The 17,503-nt window shown below is 60.3% G+C and carries 14 protein-coding genes; 6 read left to right on the forward strand and 8 right to left on the reverse strand.

Going from position 1 to position 17,503, the window contains the following annotated elements:
* Window positions 1-297: 297 nt before the first annotated feature.
* Window positions 298-1,590, forward strand: a complete 1,293-nt coding sequence (locus IEX32_RS17635; RefSeq protein WP_268236760.1) for an MFS transporter — start codon at window positions 298-300, stop codon at window positions 1,588-1,590.
* 150 nt (window positions 1,591-1,740) lie between these two features.
* On the opposite strand, the gene IEX32_RS17640 is transcribed toward IEX32_RS17635, so the two are convergent.
* Entirely contained in the window at window positions 1,741-1,980 is a 240-nt protein-coding gene (locus tag IEX32_RS17640; protein ID WP_188772863.1) for a hypothetical protein, read from the reverse strand.
* A gap of 192 nt (window positions 1,981-2,172) precedes the next feature.
* Between IEX32_RS17640 and IEX32_RS17645 the strand changes: the two genes are divergently transcribed.
* Both IEX32_RS17645 and IEX32_RS17650 read left to right on the forward strand, forming a co-directional pair.
* Window positions 2,173-3,102 (forward strand): nucleotidyltransferase and HEPN domain-containing protein, encoded by a 930-nt coding sequence (locus IEX32_RS17645; protein WP_188772864.1) that lies wholly within the window; start codon window positions 2,173-2,175, stop codon window positions 3,100-3,102.
* A 424-nt stretch (window positions 3,103-3,526) separates the two neighbouring features.
* Entirely contained in the window at window positions 3,527-5,002 is a 1,476-nt protein-coding gene (locus IEX32_RS17650) for a Fic family protein (RefSeq protein WP_188772865.1), read from the forward strand.
* Between the two features lie 475 nt (window positions 5,003-5,477).
* Here the strand turns inward: IEX32_RS17650 and IEX32_RS17655 are convergent, their stop codons facing one another.
* From IEX32_RS17655 to IEX32_RS17680, 6 genes are all read right to left on the reverse strand, one after another.
* Window positions 5,478-6,722 carry an MFS transporter gene (locus IEX32_RS17655; protein ID WP_188772866.1) on the reverse strand — a complete coding sequence of 415 codons (1,245 nt, stop codon included), beginning with the start codon at window positions 6,720-6,722 and terminating at the stop codon, window positions 5,478-5,480.
* A gap of 214 nt (window positions 6,723-6,936) precedes the next feature.
* Window positions 6,937-7,659, reverse strand: coding sequence for a glutathione binding-like protein (locus tag IEX32_RS17660; RefSeq protein ID WP_188772867.1), 723 nt, complete (start codon window positions 7,657-7,659; stop codon window positions 6,937-6,939).
* A complete protein-coding gene (locus IEX32_RS17665; protein WP_188772868.1) occupies window positions 7,656-8,747 on the reverse strand; it encodes an NAD(P)H-dependent amine dehydrogenase family protein in 1,092 nt (363 codons plus the stop codon). Before IEX32_RS17665 ends, IEX32_RS17660 begins: the two co-directional genes overlap by 4 nt.
* 241 nt (window positions 8,748-8,988) lie before the next feature.
* Window positions 8,989-9,468, reverse strand: a complete 480-nt coding sequence (locus IEX32_RS17670; protein WP_188772869.1) for a nuclear transport factor 2 family protein — start codon at window positions 9,466-9,468, stop codon at window positions 8,989-8,991.
* A gap of 293 nt (window positions 9,469-9,761) precedes the next feature.
* Entirely contained in the window at window positions 9,762-12,242 is a 2,481-nt protein-coding gene (locus tag IEX32_RS17675) for a bifunctional diguanylate cyclase/phosphodiesterase (RefSeq protein ID WP_188772870.1), read from the reverse strand.
* Between the two features lie 325 nt (window positions 12,243-12,567).
* Window positions 12,568-13,296 (reverse strand): CDP-alcohol phosphatidyltransferase family protein, encoded by a 729-nt coding sequence (locus IEX32_RS17680; RefSeq protein ID WP_188772871.1) that lies wholly within the window; start codon window positions 13,294-13,296, stop codon window positions 12,568-12,570.
* Between the two features lie 109 nt (window positions 13,297-13,405).
* Between IEX32_RS17680 and IEX32_RS17685 the strand changes: the two genes are divergently transcribed.
* The 3 genes from IEX32_RS17685 (at window position 13,406) to IEX32_RS17695 (ending at window position 16,407) form a co-directional block, all read left to right on the forward strand.
* Window positions 13,406-14,869: a phospholipase D-like domain-containing protein gene (locus IEX32_RS17685; RefSeq protein WP_229736468.1), complete on the forward strand. Its 1,464-nt coding sequence runs from the start codon at window positions 13,406-13,408 to the stop codon at window positions 14,867-14,869.
* 180 nt (window positions 14,870-15,049) lie between these two features.
* Window positions 15,050-15,616 (forward strand): DUF1993 domain-containing protein, encoded by a 567-nt coding sequence (locus tag IEX32_RS17690; protein ID WP_188772873.1) that lies wholly within the window; start codon window positions 15,050-15,052, stop codon window positions 15,614-15,616.
* A 431-nt stretch (window positions 15,617-16,047) separates the two neighbouring features.
* The gene (locus IEX32_RS17695; RefSeq protein WP_188772874.1) at window positions 16,048-16,407 is read left to right on the forward strand and encodes a VOC family protein; all 360 of its coding nucleotides are present in this window, start codon (window positions 16,048-16,050) and stop codon (window positions 16,405-16,407) included.
* 387 nt (window positions 16,408-16,794) lie between these two features.
* Here IEX32_RS17695 and IEX32_RS17700 read toward each other — a convergent pair whose 3' ends face one another.
* Entirely contained in the window at window positions 16,795-17,151 is a 357-nt protein-coding gene (locus tag IEX32_RS17700) for a hypothetical protein (RefSeq protein ID WP_188772875.1), read from the reverse strand.
* Window positions 17,152-17,503: the final 352 nt, after the last annotated feature.

The raw sequence follows: 17,503 nt of genomic DNA on the forward strand, positions 1-17,503 counted from the left end.
TCGTCGATCTCCGGCTCCACAAGCCTTGCGAGCTTTTGCAGGGACTCCTGCCAGCCGAGGTAACAAGCCTCGGGCGGGAACGTGTCCGGGGCCAATCGCGGGCCGTGAATGTACGACTGCTATCGACGAGGCATTTTATGACCGTGAACGACGGCCATGGCGGCGGAAGCGTTGCCCGGACCACGATTAAGCAACTGCACCGTGCTAGATCCGATCATCAACTCAAGTTACCCCTTGCAGCGCCGGGGCCATCCACAGATGGCAGCACCACGCGCACGGCACGAATGGAGAGCACGGATGACAGGAGCCGCCCAAGCGAGTTCCAGAAGCGAGTGGCGGGTCCACTGGAAGCTGCTCGTTCCGTGCCTCGCGGGGATTCTTCTGTGTGCAACTCACGCATACATGATCGGTGTGATGATTGGGCCGCTCGAAAGCGAGTTTGGGTGGTCGCGGGCGGAGATATCATCCGGACTTTTAATCAATGCAGTCATAGCATTGGTGCTGGCTCCCTTTGCGGGGATGGCGGTGGACCGTTTCGGTCCGCGCCGGATCGGCCTCATCGGCGTGCCGCTGTACTGCGGGGCCGTGGCCTTGCTCTCGCTGACCACCTCGGACATCCTGACCTGGTGGGCACTGTGGATTGTGGTGGCGCTGACCAACATGCTGGTCATGCCGATGGTGTGGACCACCGCCATAAACGGATACTTTGACCGAAACCGCGGGAAAGCTCTTGCCATCGCCCTTACGGGGACGGGGATTGCCGCGGCGGTGATTCCCAAGCTTACGTACACGTTAGTCGAATTGCTCGGCTGGCGAATGGCATTCGCGGGCGTATCGGCGATTGTCCTCGTAATCGTCTATCCGCTTGTCATCTTTATGTTTTACGGTCCACGCGATACCGCCATGGCACCGGCGTTGGACCCCGGCGCCACATCAACTCCTGAACTCAAGGGAATGCCGGTCCAGGAAGCGTTCCGGTCGGCCCGTTTCCTCAAGCTCGCCGGGGGTGCGGTGATATTCGCCGTGGCCGCCGCAGCGTTGACGTTTAACGCCGTACCTCTCGTGATTGCCCAAGGGCTTTCGGCCGCAACGGCTGCGAGCGTCGCCGGTCTGGTCGGGATCGGCTCGATCATCGGAAGGCTCGGAGGTGGGTATCTCCTGGACCGATTCAACGCGGGGCGGGTCGCCGGCTTTGGCGTGCTGATCCCGCTAATCGTAATCGCCATCCTACTTGCATTCAAAGGCTCGGTCCCTGCGGCCGCGGCGGCCTGTTTCGTTCTCGGGCTGTCGGTTGGGCTGGAAGTTGATGGATGCGCCTACCTCGCCGCGCGGCACTTCGGCATCAAGAGCTTCGGCACGATGTTCGGCGCGATCAACGGCCTGATCCTGTTCGGTAGCGGAATTGCGCCGATCATCGCGAATGCCATTTTTGATGTGACCCACAGCTACGATCTGTTCCTGTGGCTCTCGATCCCGGCGTTCCTAGTTGCTTCGGTATTGTGGCTCAGCCTCGGGCAATATCCCAAGTTCGCTGAGGGCACTTCCGCAGACGAAGCGGGCGCTGCTCTGGCTCAACGAACCCCTGCTTGAACGGGCAGTTTCGTGTCTGGACGGCGCCCTGCGATCAAGAGGCTCTGTCAGACGGTCGGGGGCGGGGGGTGGCGTGGATCGCGAATGACAGGTGGTCGAACCGCCGCCCGCTCAGCTTCTTGAGCACGCTGGACTTCAGCCACAATCTGTTCAGCGATGCGACGACGGTTCCGGTCTTGCTGACAACGCACCATTCTGCCGACCTAGCGCTTTCCGTATCCGAAGATCCCACTCCGGGTGGTTCCGGACGATCCGGTCGACATCGGTGAAGTTCTCCACCGTCGGATCGAGCTTGCGCACGCCATCGAGGATCGCGTTCTGGGCCGCGTGCGTCATCGCAATCGGATTGAGCAACCTGTTGTCGCCATCCTCGTCGAGATCGACGAACAATGGGCCTCCGACACAAAAGCCTACATCAAGTGGGAATGCCAGGATGCATGATCATCCCAAACGCAAATTTCCAGACAACAGGTTGCTCAATCTGGCGGCGCCTGTGGCCGTGGTGATCCATGCTTCGCGCGTGATGGCTTGCTATCCAATGACTTGCCATCACGCGGCAAGCCCGACAGGGTAGAGACAATCATGCGCAGCGATCTCGATCATCTTCCCGCAGGCAAGCAGCGCGAGCTGGAACGCGTGCTCCAGCTCATATTCGAGGAATTCGAGGATGCCTTCGCGCTCGCCAGGCACGAGTGGAAGAAGAAGGGCCGCATCCTCAAGGTTTTGCTCTATGGGTCGTATGCGCGCGGCAATTGGGTCGACGAGCCGCACACGGCCAAGGGTTACAAGTCGGACTATGACCTTCTCATCATCGTCAACGACAAGCGGCTGACCGATCGGATCAAATACTGGGCCAAGGTCGATGACCGGCTAATGCGCGAATACGGCATCGCCGGCACGCTTCGAACGCCCGTCAATTTTATCGTTCATACGCTCGGCGAGGTGAACGACGGGCTCGCCCATGGGCGCTACTTTTTCATGGACATCGCCCGCGACGGCATCGCGCTATACCAGAGCGACGACACCGAACTGCACGAACCCAAGCCCAAGACGCCGCATGCCGCACTGGATATGGCGAAGGAGTATTTTGAGGAGTGGATGCCCAGTGCAGCCGAATTCCTCGAGGGCTACAAATTCTACATGCAACGCGGAAGTTGGAAGAAGGCGGCGTTCCTGCTGCATCAGGCGACGGAAAGCCTTCTGCACTGCGTCCTTCTCGTCGTGCAGAATTATACCCCACACAGTCACAACATCGCATTCCTGCGTACGCAGGCCGAGCGGCTTGATGCGCGGCTCACCTACGTCTGGCCCAGCGACAACCGCAAGCAGCGTGCGATGTTCGAGAAGCTCAAAGAGGCCTACGTCAAGGCAAGGTATTCAAAACAGTACCGGATCAGCGCGGAAGAGCTGACCTGGCTCGGTGAGCGGGTCGAGGAACTGGGCCGCGTGGTGCACGAAATCTGTTCAGAGCGCATTGCCCAGCTTGAGGCGACGGCGCGTCGGGCAGGGTGAAGCGGGCCACCCTCTACTGGTCCCAGCTTGACGGCTGAACCGGGGTAATTCAGGGTAATTCTGAATTGAGCGCCCGATGTACGTCAGGCCATCCCAAGCCTTGCACGTACCCGGTTCCAGTGTTTTTTAAGGCCAGAATTGTTCGGGCCTTTTTGCGGGCCTTCGCCAAGAGGCGAATTCGATTCAAGAAATAAGATCAATTATTTCAATGATCTAATTCGAGTCCCTCCTCCGGCGAATCAGACTAAGTCATATATTTTCGGGATTTCTGACCTTTATCCAGCATAAATTCGCCACCCACCTCGCTGGGATGGGCGTTCCCACCCCGATCTTCTCCCACCTCAATCATTAAGTTGCATTTTTTCGGAATTTTTCTTCCTTAAGGATAGAAAACTCGGTAAGCCGGCACAGAAAGGCGCGCTTAATGTCCGAATTTTCCACCGGCACATATCCCGAGGTGTTCGTTTCGCACACAGCCATATCGAAGGCTGTTTATGATGCCGTCGCGCGCGGGGAACTGCGCCGCATCGGCTCACGCCTCTATACCCGCAATCTCACCGAAAATCCCGAACGGCTGGTGCGCCGCAACTGGTACCACCTCATCACCAGCTATTACCCCGATGCCCTGATTACCGACCGCACCGCGCTTGAGAACAAGCCCGCCGGGGACGGCTCCGTTTTTCTCATTTCGGAAAAAGGCACGGAGACGCAGCTTCCCGGCCTTACGCTGCGCCCCAGGCAGGGCGCAGGGGCCATTGACAGTGACAAGCCTTTCATCGGCGGCGCACGGCTCGCTTCGACTGCGCGCGCTTATCTTGAGAATATGCGCCCCTCGCGCGCGCGCGGTGGGCGGGTGTCCCGCACATTGTCGCGCGAGGAACTGGAGCAGCGCCTTGACGCGCTGCTGCGCATGCAGGGCGAAGGGGCGCTCAACAAGTTGCGCGATGACGCCCGCGCCATCGCGCCCGAACTTGGCCTTGACGCTGAGTATGAAGCATTGACCGACCTTGTCGGCGCATATCTTGGCACCCGAGAAGCCAAGGCTGAAAGCGCCGTGGGCAAGGCCCGTGTCGCAGGACACCCCTTCGATCCCGACCGCGTCGTGCTGTTCGAGGCGCTGTTTGGCGCGTTGCGTGACGCCATCCCCACGCCGCGCCCGGCTTCGGCACAAGATGATGAAGCGGTTGCCAACCTCGCCTTCTTTGAAGCCTATTTCTCCAACTTCATCGAAGGCACCGAGTTCAGCGTGGGAGAGGCGCGAGAGATCGTCTTTGAAGGGGCTATCCCGTCCGAGCGGCCCGAAGATGCCCATGACGTGCTGGGCACCTTCCGCATCGTATCCGACACGCGAGAAATGAGCATCCTGCCTGCAAGCAACGACGAGTTTGAAACCATCCTGCGCCGCCGCCATGCCACGCTGATGCAGGCGCGGCCCGACAAGAACCCCGGTGCCTACAAGACAAAGATCAATCAGGCGGGCAGCACCGTCTTTGTCGCGCCCGAACTGGTGAACGGCACCCTTGAGCGCGGGTTTGAATTTTACCGCGCCCTGGAAGAACCCTTCCAGCGGGCCGTGTTCATGATGATGCTGGTAAGTGAGGTGCATCCTTTCACCGATGGCAACGGGCGCACCGCCCGGATCATGATGAACGCCGAACTGGTCGCGGCGGGACAGGAGCGCATCATCATCCCCACGGCCTATCGCACCGACTATCTCGGGGCGCTCAAAGCCTTCTCCAAGAACGGGCAGGCCGTGCCGCTGATCCGTATGCTGGACGCTGCTCAACGCTACGTCGGCATGATCCACTGGCATAGCTTCGAGAGCGCGCGCGCGATGCTTGACGACACCAACGCCTTTGCCGAAGGTGCCGATGCAAAACTGCGGATTCCCAAGGCGTGAGTCCCCCGAAAATCGGGCATGGTTTGGATGTCGATTTGCAAAGTGTGGGAGCGGATGTGGGAGGAAAATCCCGCCAGTTCCGATAAAAGTATCAGATATTAAACGATATTTTTAATTGTTTGGCGGACTCCCGCTCCGCCAACATGCTTTGATTTTCCTTGAAAAAACTCAAGCAAAGCCCTCGGTTTCCATAACCGCTCCCCGATAGCGTGCTTTGCTTGAAGCCCAACGCCGCCGGACAAATCGACCCCAAAGCAGTCCGGCATGTGCGCCAGCCGTTCGCAAATCCGGATGGAATCACTCCGCAATTCCGGCGATCCAGTTCGGGCCGCTTTTCCGGCCTCGCAGGCTGAGTAAATGACCCCACACCGTACGCGACAAAATGCGATAAGTTCCGGATCGACAAGATGGCGTGTGGTCATGAAAATTGCCGGCCCCGCCGCTAGCCGGTGCAATCCTTTTTACGCTGCCCCGGTTAGCCTGCCCTAATTTCGATCTCCTCGCCATGGTCCGGGTAGGGTCCTAGCGTTGCTATCAACGCCGATCCCAGGATCACGATCGGAAAAATGAGTAGCAGGAAATTATTGTAGCTGCCGAAAACGTCATAAACGGCTCCGGCCGAAACTGGCCCAAGCGAGGTCCCGATGGCCATCCCGATGGCCATCGTCGCGAACAATACGCCGAAGCGCTTGAGGCCGAAGTAACGAGTCGCGAAATAGAGCACGACATCCAGCTCCGAGCCCAGAGACAAACCCAAGACCAAGGCCGCAACCGCAAGCGCAAACGTTCCGTCGCCGATGAGAAGGAGCAGAGTCGATATTGTGGGGAGCAGGAAGGCCGCCATCCCCACTCGACTGGCGCGGAATCGGTCCAGCAGAAAACCGGTTCCCAGGCGGCCCGCGATCGATGAGAGCCCTACCAGCCCCGCAACACTGGCAGCCCCAAGTCTGTCGAGACCACGATCCTGCAGCACAGGCACGAGATGGACGATCAATCCGATGACCCCAAAAGAGAAGAGCATCGCAGCGACGCCGAGCTTGTAAAAAGCAGCCGAGCGAAGACCTTCGCGCAGCGTCAAGCCAGGGAGAGAGCCGCCTGCATGGACCTCGGCGGACGAAGAAGGGCCTTTCCTCTGATCTTGCCTGCCATAGAAGAATAGCATCAGCATTGGCAGCAACGCCAAAGCCCAGATCCCAGCAAGCCCGAAGAAGCCCGCTCGCCATCCGTACCCGCCGATAATCCATGCCGCGATCACAGGAATGATTGTGGCAGCGATTCCGCTACCGGAGATGGTCAGTGCTATTGCGAGCCCGCGCGAGGCATCGAACCGACTGGCAACTGCACTGGTCCAGATTGTCGGCGTGACACCGGCCGCTGCAATGCCGATCAAGGCCCAAAGCAGGATCCAGTTGAGTATGCTGCCAGTGGCTGTGCCCAGCAGCGCATAGAGGGCACACAAAGCTGCGGCGCCGATGATGCCGACCCGGCGGGGCCCAAACCGGTCCAGGAGAATTCCGGTTCCGATCCCGCCGATCGCGGTGATGGCCCCCGCAATCGTCAGGCCGACGGAGATCTGTGCCCGACTCCAGCCAAATTCGCTCTCCAAGGACGCCATGAACGGCCCGATCGAGTAGATATGGAGTACTGAAGCTGAGTTCCCGAGTGCCGCTGCGAGCGGCAACGTCCAGTAGTTTCGCCACTCACGTGCGCCAGTCTGCATCCTATCCGTTCCCTACCACTTTTCCGCACCGCCAAGCGCAGCCGTCGTCTCGCACACGTCACACCTATTACTTCTTCGGCCTACGCCAACACCCGATCGAAGGGTCACTCCGGTCACGCGCACCATCGCCGCTACCAAGTCCCGGCGCGTCACGCCCAACCGTCCATGCGCTCGAATTCCCGCCGGCACCGAGTGGAACACGCCGCCGGCCGACCTAAGGCCTGGGCCCCCGGGCATAGCGGCCGCGGCCGTGCAGGCGGTCGCGCTTGTCAGGGTCGGCGCTCGCGCGTCGTTCGAGCGCGTAAGCCACGAGACTCGGCCAGTCCTGATGGGCCCGCACGACCGCCGGCCGGGCAGCGATAGTCTCGATCCAGCGCTTTACGGCGGGGATTCGGGACAACTCGACGCCGTTCTGCTCGTGGTACATGGCAGCCCAAGGCCAAGTGGCCATGTCGGCGATCGTATAGTCCTCGCCGCCCAGGTAATCGGCTTGCGACAACCTTGCTTCCAGCACGTCGTAAAGCCGGTGAACCTCGGTGGTGTAGCGGCTGAGCGAATATTCCTGGCCCGCGGGCGCCGAGCTTCGGAAGTGCGTGGCCTGGCCGAACATCGGGCCGATCGTGCCCATCTGCAGCATGAGCCACTGCATGGTTGCATAGCGATCCTGGGGGGTGGAGGGCAGGAAGGCCTGCAGCTTTTCGGCCAGGTAGAACAGGATCGCGCCGGATTCGAAGAGGGTCACGGGTTGGCCCCCCAAACCGTCGTGGTCGACGATCACCGGCACCTTGCTGTTGGGGTTCAGCGCCTTGAATTCATCGGTGAACTGGTCGGCCGCCCAGATATCGATCCGGTGGAGGTCGTAGGTCAGGCCCGTCTCCTCCAACATGATGATGACCTTCAAGACGTTTGGACTGGAAATGCCATAGAGGTCGATCATGGTTCCAACTCCGGCGAGCTGAATGTCCCCGATTGAGCCGGTCGTCTTCCGGTCAGCCCTTGCGGCCCAAACACGCCGAGTTCGCGATGCGATGCGAAGCCTGGCGGCGCTTCGCACAGGGCCGGGATCGCGTTCACTCCCGCCATTGCTGTCCAAAGGCTGATGTAGCGAACGCCCCCCTCCGTGGTTTTCGGCTCAGGCATCGTCAGCTCCATTGGCGGATTGCCTTCGATCACAATCCGGTACCCGGTATCTCCGCAACTCCACTTCTCGCTAAGGTCCTGATCGCCCATTTTCCAGTAGAAGTGGTAGGTGATCAGCGGTGCCCCCCGGTACCATCCGGTCCATTCGTAGTGCTGACCGGCCACGGTACCTGCCTTCACCACGCCCCCTGGGTAAGGAATGTCCCTCTTCGCAGAAACAACCTCGAGCTTGGTGGTCAGGTTGTCTATGGTTCTGCCCATGCTCTCGGCGACGAGAGCCATCGACTGTGCGAAAAAGTAGGGTGCTTCCGGCTGGCGGCTTGGACTGGCCAGCAGCTCCTCGCAGTCCCGGCCGAAACCCATGATTTCGATGTAGTTGGATGGGTTCGCGAGCTGATCGACCACCTCGTAGATGTGAATGTGATCGACCCGCTCCATGACGCGCATAAGGGTGAGCGGCAGGATGTCTCCGGCGAATCCCGGATGAATGCCGAAGCCGTGAAAGCTGGTTGCACCGTCCCGACATGCCGCCTCGATAGCCTCCAGGTCTGCTCGGCAGCGATCCGTGGGATAGAACGGCCCGAGTGCCGACACGACGTTCTTGCCGGAACGCAGCAGGCGGCAGACCATCTCGATGTCCTGGCGGGCGGGTGCGAAGTGCACGCAATCAGCGCGAGTAGCGATGATCGTCTCCACATCATCTGTGGCGAGGATACCGGTCGAGCCCGTTCCGGCGATCTCGCCGGCATCCTTCCCCGCCTTGCTCGCATCCGTGACCAGCACACCTGCCAACTCGAAGATTGGGTTTTCAATGAAGTGGCGCAGCGCGATCGTGCCGACCTTTCCGGTCGCCCACTGGATGACGCGGTATGTCTTGTCCGTCATTCGCATTTACCTCGCGATGTCTCAATTCAGGCCAGAAAGTCGGGAGCAGTTAGAGTGCTTGGAGACCGACATCGTCAACAGGTCACGGGGCAGGCCGGTTTCGATTTGCCACGATGGCGGGTCGTCGAACGCCTCTTCGCATGGATGAACCGAAATCGCCGGTTCGCCAAGGATGTCGACGCGGCGCTCGAATCCCCAGACTGGCGCGGTTACCGTGAATTACGAAGCCGACTCTAAAGTCTCAGTAGGAGAGTGCACGCCGCATGACGTCATGTGACTCCGCCGTGCCATCGAGGACACGATTGAAACGCTCCTTGATCCTCCATCCTCGAGCCGTTCGGACGAGCTGCCAGTGGTTGATCGCACCACGCATAATGAACCATTCCTCTCCGCGCTTCACCACAACGAATGAATAGGCAACCGCTTCTGCATGATCCCCGTTGACCTCGATCCGTGGGGTTGCGGTGAGGTGAGATGACCCGGTGTGTACGAGGCCTTGATGCCCTTCGTCATTGTACATCGTAACGAGCGCCTCGGGCGTGAACCGGGTCACTCCCCCCGCGTCGTAAATCCCGTCTTCGACCCACAGATCAGCCGCCGCCTGTGCCGATCCGCTGTCGACGGCAGGGCCGTATGTGTTCAGCAGGCGAAGGATCTCCAATTGATCCTCTGCCGCGCGCAGCCGCGTCTCGAGCGCGGTAAACCGCTCTTCGGTATCCATGGCATCACCTTTCTGTATTGCAGCGCTCTGACCCGCCCCACCGAGTGGTCCGGCTTGATTGTTAGGGGATCGCCGCCGCTCGCGCCAGTGTTGGGCCGGCGCGGGAGAACTGCCTCTGGGGCTACGCCTGTGGGAGAGATCCTTGGCATGCGCAGAAGCCCTGTTTGTCGAAGGGCGATCTGGATGAGAGCGGCAGCGGGCCTGGCTCGGCCGCTACAAGCGGCCGGGCGCATCGGCGTTTATGTAGGTCTCGCAATCCGCCATGGCCTCGGCATGGGCATCGACCGTCACGATCAGCCCGCAGATTGAGCGCGGGACCTGCATTCAAAGTTGTAGACGTCCAGCAATCCGGCGATGCCGGCAGCCGGCACGGGACGGCTGACATGGTAGCCTTGAATCTGCGTGCAGCCTTCGTCGGTCAGGATCTGCATTTGCTCCGGCGTTTCCACCCCTTCTGCGGTGACTTCCATACCAAGCTTCTGCGACAGCAGGATTGTTGCCTGAATGATCGAAAATGCGTCCGGTGTGTCGACGAGATCGGCGACGAAACTTCGATCGATCTTGATCTTGTTGAAGGGAAACCTCCGAAGATAGTTGAGGCTTGAATATCCTGTACCGAAATCATCCATGACAATGCGCACGCCGAGCGCCGTGAGTTGTTTGAGCGCGGAAAGAACCCATGTCTCGTCATGCAGCAGCACTGCTTCGGTGATCTCGAGTTCGAGACGCGTTGGCTCGAGGCCTGCAGCGCTCAGTGCGCTCACGGTCATGGCGATAAGATCGCCGCGCTTGAACTGCGCGGGCGACACATTCACCGCTACTCTCACGTCGGCCGGCCAGGTCGCAGCGTCTTGGCAAGCCTGACGCAATACCCATTCGCCAATGGGAATAATCAGCCCACTGTCTTCCGCCGTCGCGATGAAATCTGCCGGCGCGACGAGTCCGCGCGACGGATGCCGCCAGCGAACCAGGGCTTCGCAGCAGCGAATTGTTCCCGTGCTCGCGTCGAGCAAGGGCTGATAGTGCACTTCGAACTGACCTTCCCGGATCGCCACCCTGAGGTCTTCCTCCAACTGACGGCGCGCGCACAGCCGTGAATCCATACCGCGTTCGAAGAAGCGATAGGTGCCACGGCTTTCGTTCTTGGCACTATAAAGGGCAAGATCGCTCAACTTCAGAAGTTCTTCGGCATCGGCGCCGTCCGTCGGAGCCACGCTGATGCCGACGCTGGCGCCGATCACGATCGTGTGCCCTTCGAATTCGAAAGGCTCGCTCAGCCTCTCGACAATCCGGCCGGCGAGTTCGGCGGGGGTGGAGCTGGCGATGTCGATTTGCATCACCGCAAACTCATCGCCGCCGAGGCGAGTGACAACATCCTGCTTGCCCGTCAGTTCGCGCAGTCTAGCAGCGGCACCTTTCAGTATTTCATCGCCCAGGGGGTGGCCCAGTGTGTCGTTCACTTCCTTGAAGCGATCCAGGTCGATCGTGTGGACAGCGAAATGTTGTCCCCTTTTCGCGTAGACATCGAGTTGCGAGAAAAAGGTCGCCCGGTTTGGAAGGCCGGTGAGCGTATCGTGCGCGGCGAGGTAGGCGATCTGCTGGTTCGCCGCTCGTGCTTCGGTTACGTCGTCGTGCGTCGCTACCCAGCCGCCGCCGGGAAGAGAGCATCGGTGAAACTCGATGATTCGTCCATCCGGCATGTGCAACTCATGCCGCACGACGCGGCGCGCCTCGTCGACTTTTGTATCGAGTGAAGACACTACGGTTCGCCGGACCACGCCAAGGGACGTCATCCGCTTTGAAACCTCCGCAAATGGAGTTCCGGGCTCGAGCGGTTCATCCAGCAGGTCGTACAGTTCTGCATGACGGCGATTGATGACGACGAGGCGATCGTCAGCGTCATACATCGACAAGCCCTGGGCCATGTTGTCGAGCGCCGCCTTGCTGATTTCCACCTGGCGCTTGAGCTCGGCAGTCAGGCGCTCCCGTTCCGAGGCGCCGCGCAGGATTTCGGCCGCGAGTGCTTCACTCTGCTGCGCCTCAGCGAGTTGGTTCGCGGCGAGCTTTCGATCGAATAGAACGATACCGGCGCCCAGCCCCAGCATTACGAGCGTGGCGAGGGTGATGATGACTGCCAGCGCCTGGCTGTCGATTGATTGCGGTGCGACGTCGATGCCCTGGTGGGGATAGATCGTCACTGCAGCCATTCCGGTGAAATGCAGGCTGCAGATTGCGAGAGCGAGAAGGAAGCTCGCTGCGAAGTTGGGATCCTTTGGCTTCCGTCGGTGAAGCCACACCGCGCAAGCCGCCAGGCCCACGCCGAGACCGCCCGAAACGATGACCAGGTTATCGTCCCACAGGATCTCGCCGTTGAGCTGAACGGCTGACATTCCCAGGTAGTGCATCGCCGCGATGCCCGTGCCAATGATTGCACCGCCCAGCGGCGCCATAGCCGGCCGCTCGCGCAGGGCGACGGTCCAGCCCGCCCCGGAAATGACAACGGCCGTTAGCGCTGAGAGAAGCGTTTTCGGAATGTCATAGGCAATTGTCAGTCCCGGCTCGTAGGCCAGCATTGCAATGAAGTGCGTTGCCCAGATACCGAGACCCGATACCAGCGCCGCCGTGACAACATAGACCGCCCGGCGCGACGCTATCTGGGCCGCGCGAAGAGAGGCAGAGAAAGCAGTGAAAACGGCGAGCAGGCAAATGATGCCCGCAACGACAACAAGCAGCAGATTATGATCCTGCGCGATGCATGAATATACTCGGAGCATCGATTGTCCTTGGCGACCTTTTCGCTAAGCTATGATTTCAAAAAAAATTTTCCGTTAACTTGGGGTGGCACGCCGGATGGTCCGTCGAGCGCGGCCAAGCGAATCCCGGAGCTGAGAAGACCGAGCCGGTAACGAGGGGGAACTTCTCGCCAACACGCGGAAAGCTGAGAAACTGCCCTGGACAGGTCGAAGCTGATGCCGCCCGTTCGTGGTCGAGCCCCTCGCATCAGCCAAGGGTGCGACCCGCCGAAGACGGCAAGCTACGTCCGAAACAACTATGGCGGCTGGGCGGCGGCACGTCACTTGGCCACGGGTTACCAGGCGTTCAGTTCACTGGTGGTGGGCGAAACGACCGGCGAACACCCATCAGGGCTAAACCCGTCAAGCAACCAATCGAACCCGCCAGCGTAAGTCGCCGTGCGGTGTCCGCAAGGTTCGGCAGCAGCAGGGCGAAGGTAAAGAGCCCCCACCCGATCGCCAGCGAGCGTGCAGCAAGCGGGAAGTCTCGCGTGCGAAAGGGATGGACAACGAAGATGGGCGCAAAGGAGGCGAGCGCCAGAAGGGTGACAACACAGGCACGTACCCATTCGTGAAGATCGATCAACAGGAGGTATGCCGCAACCACGTTCCACAGTGCAGGGAACCCCCGGAAGTATCCGTCGGTCGTTTTCATGTCGCGCCGCACGAACACATAGAGGGATGATATCAGGATCAAGGCGGAAAGGGGCAGGGCCACGCTTTCGGGCAGCAGTTGGGACTGCCAGATGAGCATGGCCGGCACGAGGACATAGTTCAGATAATCGACGACAAGGTCGAGCGAAGCTCCATCGACGCGAGGCGCATAGTCGCTCACTTGCATCGCTCGTGCGAGCGTGCCGTCCACCGCGTCGACTACGAGCGCGATGAAGAGCCAGAACAGCACTTCCCGCCAATCGTCGTGCCAAAGTGCATTGAGCGCCAGCAAGGCCCACAGAGCGCCCGAGGCCGTCAGCAGGTGAACGGCCCACGCCGCCAGAATTCGTCTACGCGAATGCTCTAGATCGTCACGAGGCATGCGATCCAAAACGGAGCAGCCCCTCTTGCGTTCCGATGGCGTCGGGCGCACTCACATTCAGGTGCGGTCGGTCAGACACCTGACATCGACCAACAGGCAGGGAGCGCCCGTGCTGCAAACCGGAGAGAATTGCTGGCGCATCGAGCGGGCGAATCGAGCCGCCCTCATTGTTGATGCGGCGGACTACTTCCGATTGGCCCGCCAGGCGATGCTCGAGGCACGCGAGCAGGTGCTCATCATCGGCTGGGACTTCGATACTCGTATTAGTCTCATGCGCGAATGCGGCGACGGGCTTCCGGTCGAACTGGGCTCGTTCATCAGCTGTTTGCCGAAGCGGCGAAAGGGGCTCGAGGTCTATATCCTCAAATGGGATATCGGCGCCATAAAGCTCTTGGGGCGCGGCACGACGCTTTTCCGGATTGCTCGCTGGGCACTTGGCGGCGATGTCCACTTCAAGCTCGATGGGGCTCACGCCGCGGGCGCTAGCCATCACCAGAAGATTCTGGTTATCGATGATCGGCTCGCATTCTGCGGCGGCATCGACATGACCGTCGATCGGTGGGATACCCGCGAGCACCGTGACCATGATCCGGGCCGCAAAAGGCCGACCACTCACCGTCCATATGGGCCGTGGCACGATGCGACGATGGCGATCGACGGTGCGGTCGCGTCGGCGCTGGGCGAACTGGCGCGGGATCGCTGGGAGGCCGCCGGCGGCAAGCCCATCCCGGTTCCCACAGCATCTTACCCTGCCTGGCCAAAGGATCTTGCACCCGGATTCAAGGATGTTGATGTGGCAATTTCGCGAACCCGCGGAGCCCTCGACGAACAAGCCCCGATCCGTGAGATCCAAGCGCTGTTCCTCGATCAGATCCGGCGCGCTAAAAAGCTCATCTATGCTGAAAACCAGTACTTCGCGTCGCGGGTGATCGTAGCTGCTATCGTGGAGCGACTGGCTGAACCCGATCCTCCTGAGATTATCATCGTCAACCCCCGGACTGGTGAAGGTTGGCTGGATGAGGAGGTAATGAGCCCTGCTCGCGCAGAACTGCTCGAGATGATCGAGATGGCCGATCATCGGCGGCGATTCAGGATATTCACTCCCGTGACTGATGAGGGCGCCGACATCTATGTTCACGCCAAGATCCTCATTGTCGATGATCAGCTGATCCGTGTTGGATCGGCTAACTTCAATAATCGATCGATGGGTCTCGACAGCGAGTGCGATCTCACCATCGACACTGCTCTTGAGACTAACCGGGGTGCCAGTGAACAGATCGCCGACGTTCTTTTCGACCTGCTCTCCGAGCACCTCGGAACCACGGTCAACCTTCTGCGCGAGCGGGTTCAACGAAGGGGTTCGTATATTCTCGCGATTGAGGAACTGACCGGAGAAGGGCGTAAATTGATTCCGTTTGAACCTGAAGAGCCGAACAAGCTCGAAAGCACACTGGCGAAGAACGAATTCCTCGACCCAGAATGTGGTGACGAGGCATTCGAACCCTTGGCTGGACCAACGCTCCCCCGAGGGATGCGCGGACTATGGCGTGCGGCGCGACGGCGGAACCAGTAGGCGACGGTGTATGGTTCTCGGTGTCGAGTTCGAACAAGAAGGACCAAGACGAAGTCGTCATTGTCGTAAGCGGTGTCCTGCCTCCACCTTGCGCGGTTGAAGCGCAGCGTTGATTTGCCGCGCTCTGTTAGAGGGCCAATTGGAGCAACAAGGCCACATTGGCCATCGAAAGGAAACGTCGTGAAGCTGCTGGATGTTCTCGTGCCGACTTACGTGCAGATGCTGAAGGCGCTTTCAGCCTGGCTTGACAAGGCCGAGGCGCAGACGCCCGAAGGCAAAGCCGTGGCACTCCTGTCCTCGCGCCTCGCTCCTGACATGCTTCCCCTGTCCACGCAGATACGCTTCGCGTGTGTGCAGGCCCAGGAGGGCGTATCCAGGCTACAAGGGCGGTCGTTCCCGCCGTCGATAGATTTCCTGCTGAACGAGGGCCGCAATGCAGCCGAGCACCCCGGCTCAATCGCCGACGCGCGGGCGAGAATCGCCGAAACGGTGGCGCTCGTGCAGGCGGCCGCGTCGAACGCGCTCGAAGTGGACCCGGGAACTCCGATCGCGCATGCGCTACCAATTGGCATGGTTTTCGATCTCACGGCCGAGCAATACGCTCGCGACTGGGCGTTGCCTCAATTCTATTTTCACGTGATGACCACCTACGCAATCCTTCGTGCCGAGGGGATTGACCTCGGCAAGGCGGACTACGTAGGCCACATGTTTGCTTTCCTGCGCCCCGGCACGATGCCCGCTCAATAGCGGAGCCATAGCCGTTTCCGCCAACAGCGCCGCCATTCGGGTCAAAATTGGGCTGCCTGATAGCTGCCGGTGGTTCATGTGGTGCGCCGAGGCGCTGCGGGCCTGAATCGTGGCAGTCGGAACGGCGGCAGGTCCGCCATCGCAGAAGCTGCGCTGGCGGATCAAAAGACATCCGGCAGATGATCCACGAGTGTCGCCTCGTAGCAATTATACCACTCGCCGGCTCTTGCCGAATTGAACGCTGTTCAACCGCTGGATGCGGCGAAAAAAACCGAGCTGGGCAACGAAGGCACGCCTGAAGGCGCGAGCCGCATAGGCGATAAGATTTGGACAGTCGTTCAGAACATCCGATCGTACAACCGCTCCATATGCCAGGGGAACCTTGCCGGTCGAGCAGGAGTTCACACCGTATCCTGCCCCGGAGACGAACGATGAACCTGCAAAAGGTCTACACCGCGTTCCTTGTCGCAGACCTTGGGGCAGCCGAATCCTGGTATACCAATCTGCTCGGTCGTGGGCCGGACAACCGGCCGATGGACAGGTTGGTGCAGTGGGAGCTCTTCGAACAAGGTGGGCTGGCACTTTCAACCGACGCCGAGATAGCCGGCCGGAGCGCCATGTTCCTGTACGTCGACGATGTCGCGGCCGAGCGCCGCAGACTGAAGGGCCTGGGGATCGTACTCGGGGACGACATTGAGGGGGATTACTCGACGCTGGCGCAGGTGCGTGATCCCGATGGCAATCTGCTTGCGCTGGCGACGCCGCCCTCCCGACCATTCCCACCGGCATGACCGCGCTGGAACAGGTTCTGCGGAGACGTTGCTTGGTCGAGCAATGTCTTGGATACCAAACGCTCACATTGTAGTGTGTTAGCAAAGCCGATCATGTCGCGAGCCGTAGTATAGCCTCATGTCCAGGCGGGGCTATCAGGAATGGGTGGTGCGGTTGTGCCGCTCCAAAACGGCAGCTCGGGAGACTCGCCATCAAGGAATTTTCGCGGACCTTCCATCCAAGGTTCGCCAGATAGTAACAGGCCCCGACCAATGGCTTGGTGTCGCGCGGGCATTGCGGACGCGCCCGACGTCTTCCGCCGACAATGTTGCCGTTCCCGGCGCGAAATCACCCTGGCACCTGAGGTTCATTCAGCAGAGCTGAGTGGGGCTCTTCGTCACTGGCGCTCACGACGGCGGAGTGCCCCGAAAATGCAAGGCCCGTTCCACAAGATCAGTCATGTGCTTCGCTGCTTGCACTGTCAGTGGATGCTCGGTGGACCCTGGCCGGGGTGAAATGTAATTTGCGAGTTCGCGTGCGGCATCGAGTTGCCGATCCGGGCCCTGCGCAAGCAGCGCCAACAAAAGGTTTTCCAGCGCAATTACGCGGACACGAAGCTGCACCAGCTCGGCATTCTTCAGCTCGGGCAGATCGAGGTGCTTATGGATTGGAGAAGGCCCTGGCGCGCCGCCTTCATTATCCCACCTCGATAGGGATCGCTGCTGCTGCGCGATGGAACCTTTCTCGAATCTGTCGTCAGACATGGTCTGCCTCCTTTGCGGAAGTACTCCTGAAGCGAATATAGCATGGATCTTCGTCGATTCCCGTGGACAACGCGCGCAAGTTGATCCGCGTCGAAACAGGGCAAAGACGGCAGGGACGGCAATGCGATGCTCTCGCCGCTACTGCTCGAACTGTTGACTGCGCGCACTTTCGCGTCGTTCGCGTTCTGGGGCCACGAATCGAACCCACGCCATGATTGGAGGCGCGCGAACGCTCGCGATCGAGCAGACGTAACCGGGGCAGATCCCGGGGCATTTATGCCTGAGCTGCGATGACGAGGTCTGGCAACCAGGGAATGTGTCGTGCTTTGGGAACGGCGAAGCGGCAGCCGAG

The organism is Novosphingobium endophyticum, assembly GCF_014640675.1.
GTDB lineage: Bacteria > Pseudomonadota > Alphaproteobacteria > Sphingomonadales > Sphingomonadaceae > Novosphingobium > Novosphingobium endophyticum.

What these genes read in the sequence shown, in the direction of transcription:
- IEX32_RS17635 (WP_268236760.1), top strand. Translation starts at nt 298, where the DNA reads ATGACAGGAGCCGCCCAAGCGAGTTCCAGAAGCGAGTGGCGGGTCCAC.
- IEX32_RS17645 (WP_188772864.1), top strand. Translation starts at nt 2,173, where the DNA reads ATGCGCAGCGATCTCGATCATCTTCCCGCAGGCAAGCAGCGCGAGCTG.
- IEX32_RS17650 (WP_188772865.1), top strand. Translation starts at nt 3,527, where the DNA reads ATGTCCGAATTTTCCACCGGCACATATCCCGAGGTGTTCGTTTCGCAC.
- IEX32_RS17655 (WP_188772866.1), bottom strand. Translation starts at nt 6,722, where the DNA reads ATGCAGACTGGCGCACGTGAGTGGCGAAACTACTGGACGTTGCCGCTC.
- IEX32_RS17660 (WP_188772867.1), bottom strand. Translation starts at nt 7,659, where the DNA reads ATGATCGACCTCTATGGCATTTCCAGTCCAAACGTCTTGAAGGTCATC.
- IEX32_RS17665 (WP_188772868.1), bottom strand. Translation starts at nt 8,747, where the DNA reads ATGACGGACAAGACATACCGCGTCATCCAGTGGGCGACCGGAAAGGTC.
- IEX32_RS17670 (WP_188772869.1), bottom strand. Translation starts at nt 9,468, where the DNA reads ATGGATACCGAAGAGCGGTTTACCGCGCTCGAGACGCGGCTGCGCGCG.
- IEX32_RS17675 (WP_188772870.1), bottom strand. Translation starts at nt 12,242, where the DNA reads ATGCTCCGAGTATATTCATGCATCGCGCAGGATCATAATCTGCTGCTT.
- IEX32_RS17680 (WP_188772871.1), bottom strand. Translation starts at nt 13,296, where the DNA reads ATGCCTCGTGACGATCTAGAGCATTCGCGTAGACGAATTCTGGCGGCG.
- IEX32_RS17695 (WP_188772874.1), top strand. Translation starts at nt 16,048, where the DNA reads ATGAACCTGCAAAAGGTCTACACCGCGTTCCTTGTCGCAGACCTTGGG.
- IEX32_RS17700 (WP_188772875.1), bottom strand. Translation starts at nt 17,151, where the DNA reads ATGTCTGACGACAGATTCGAGAAAGGTTCCATCGCGCAGCAGCAGCGA.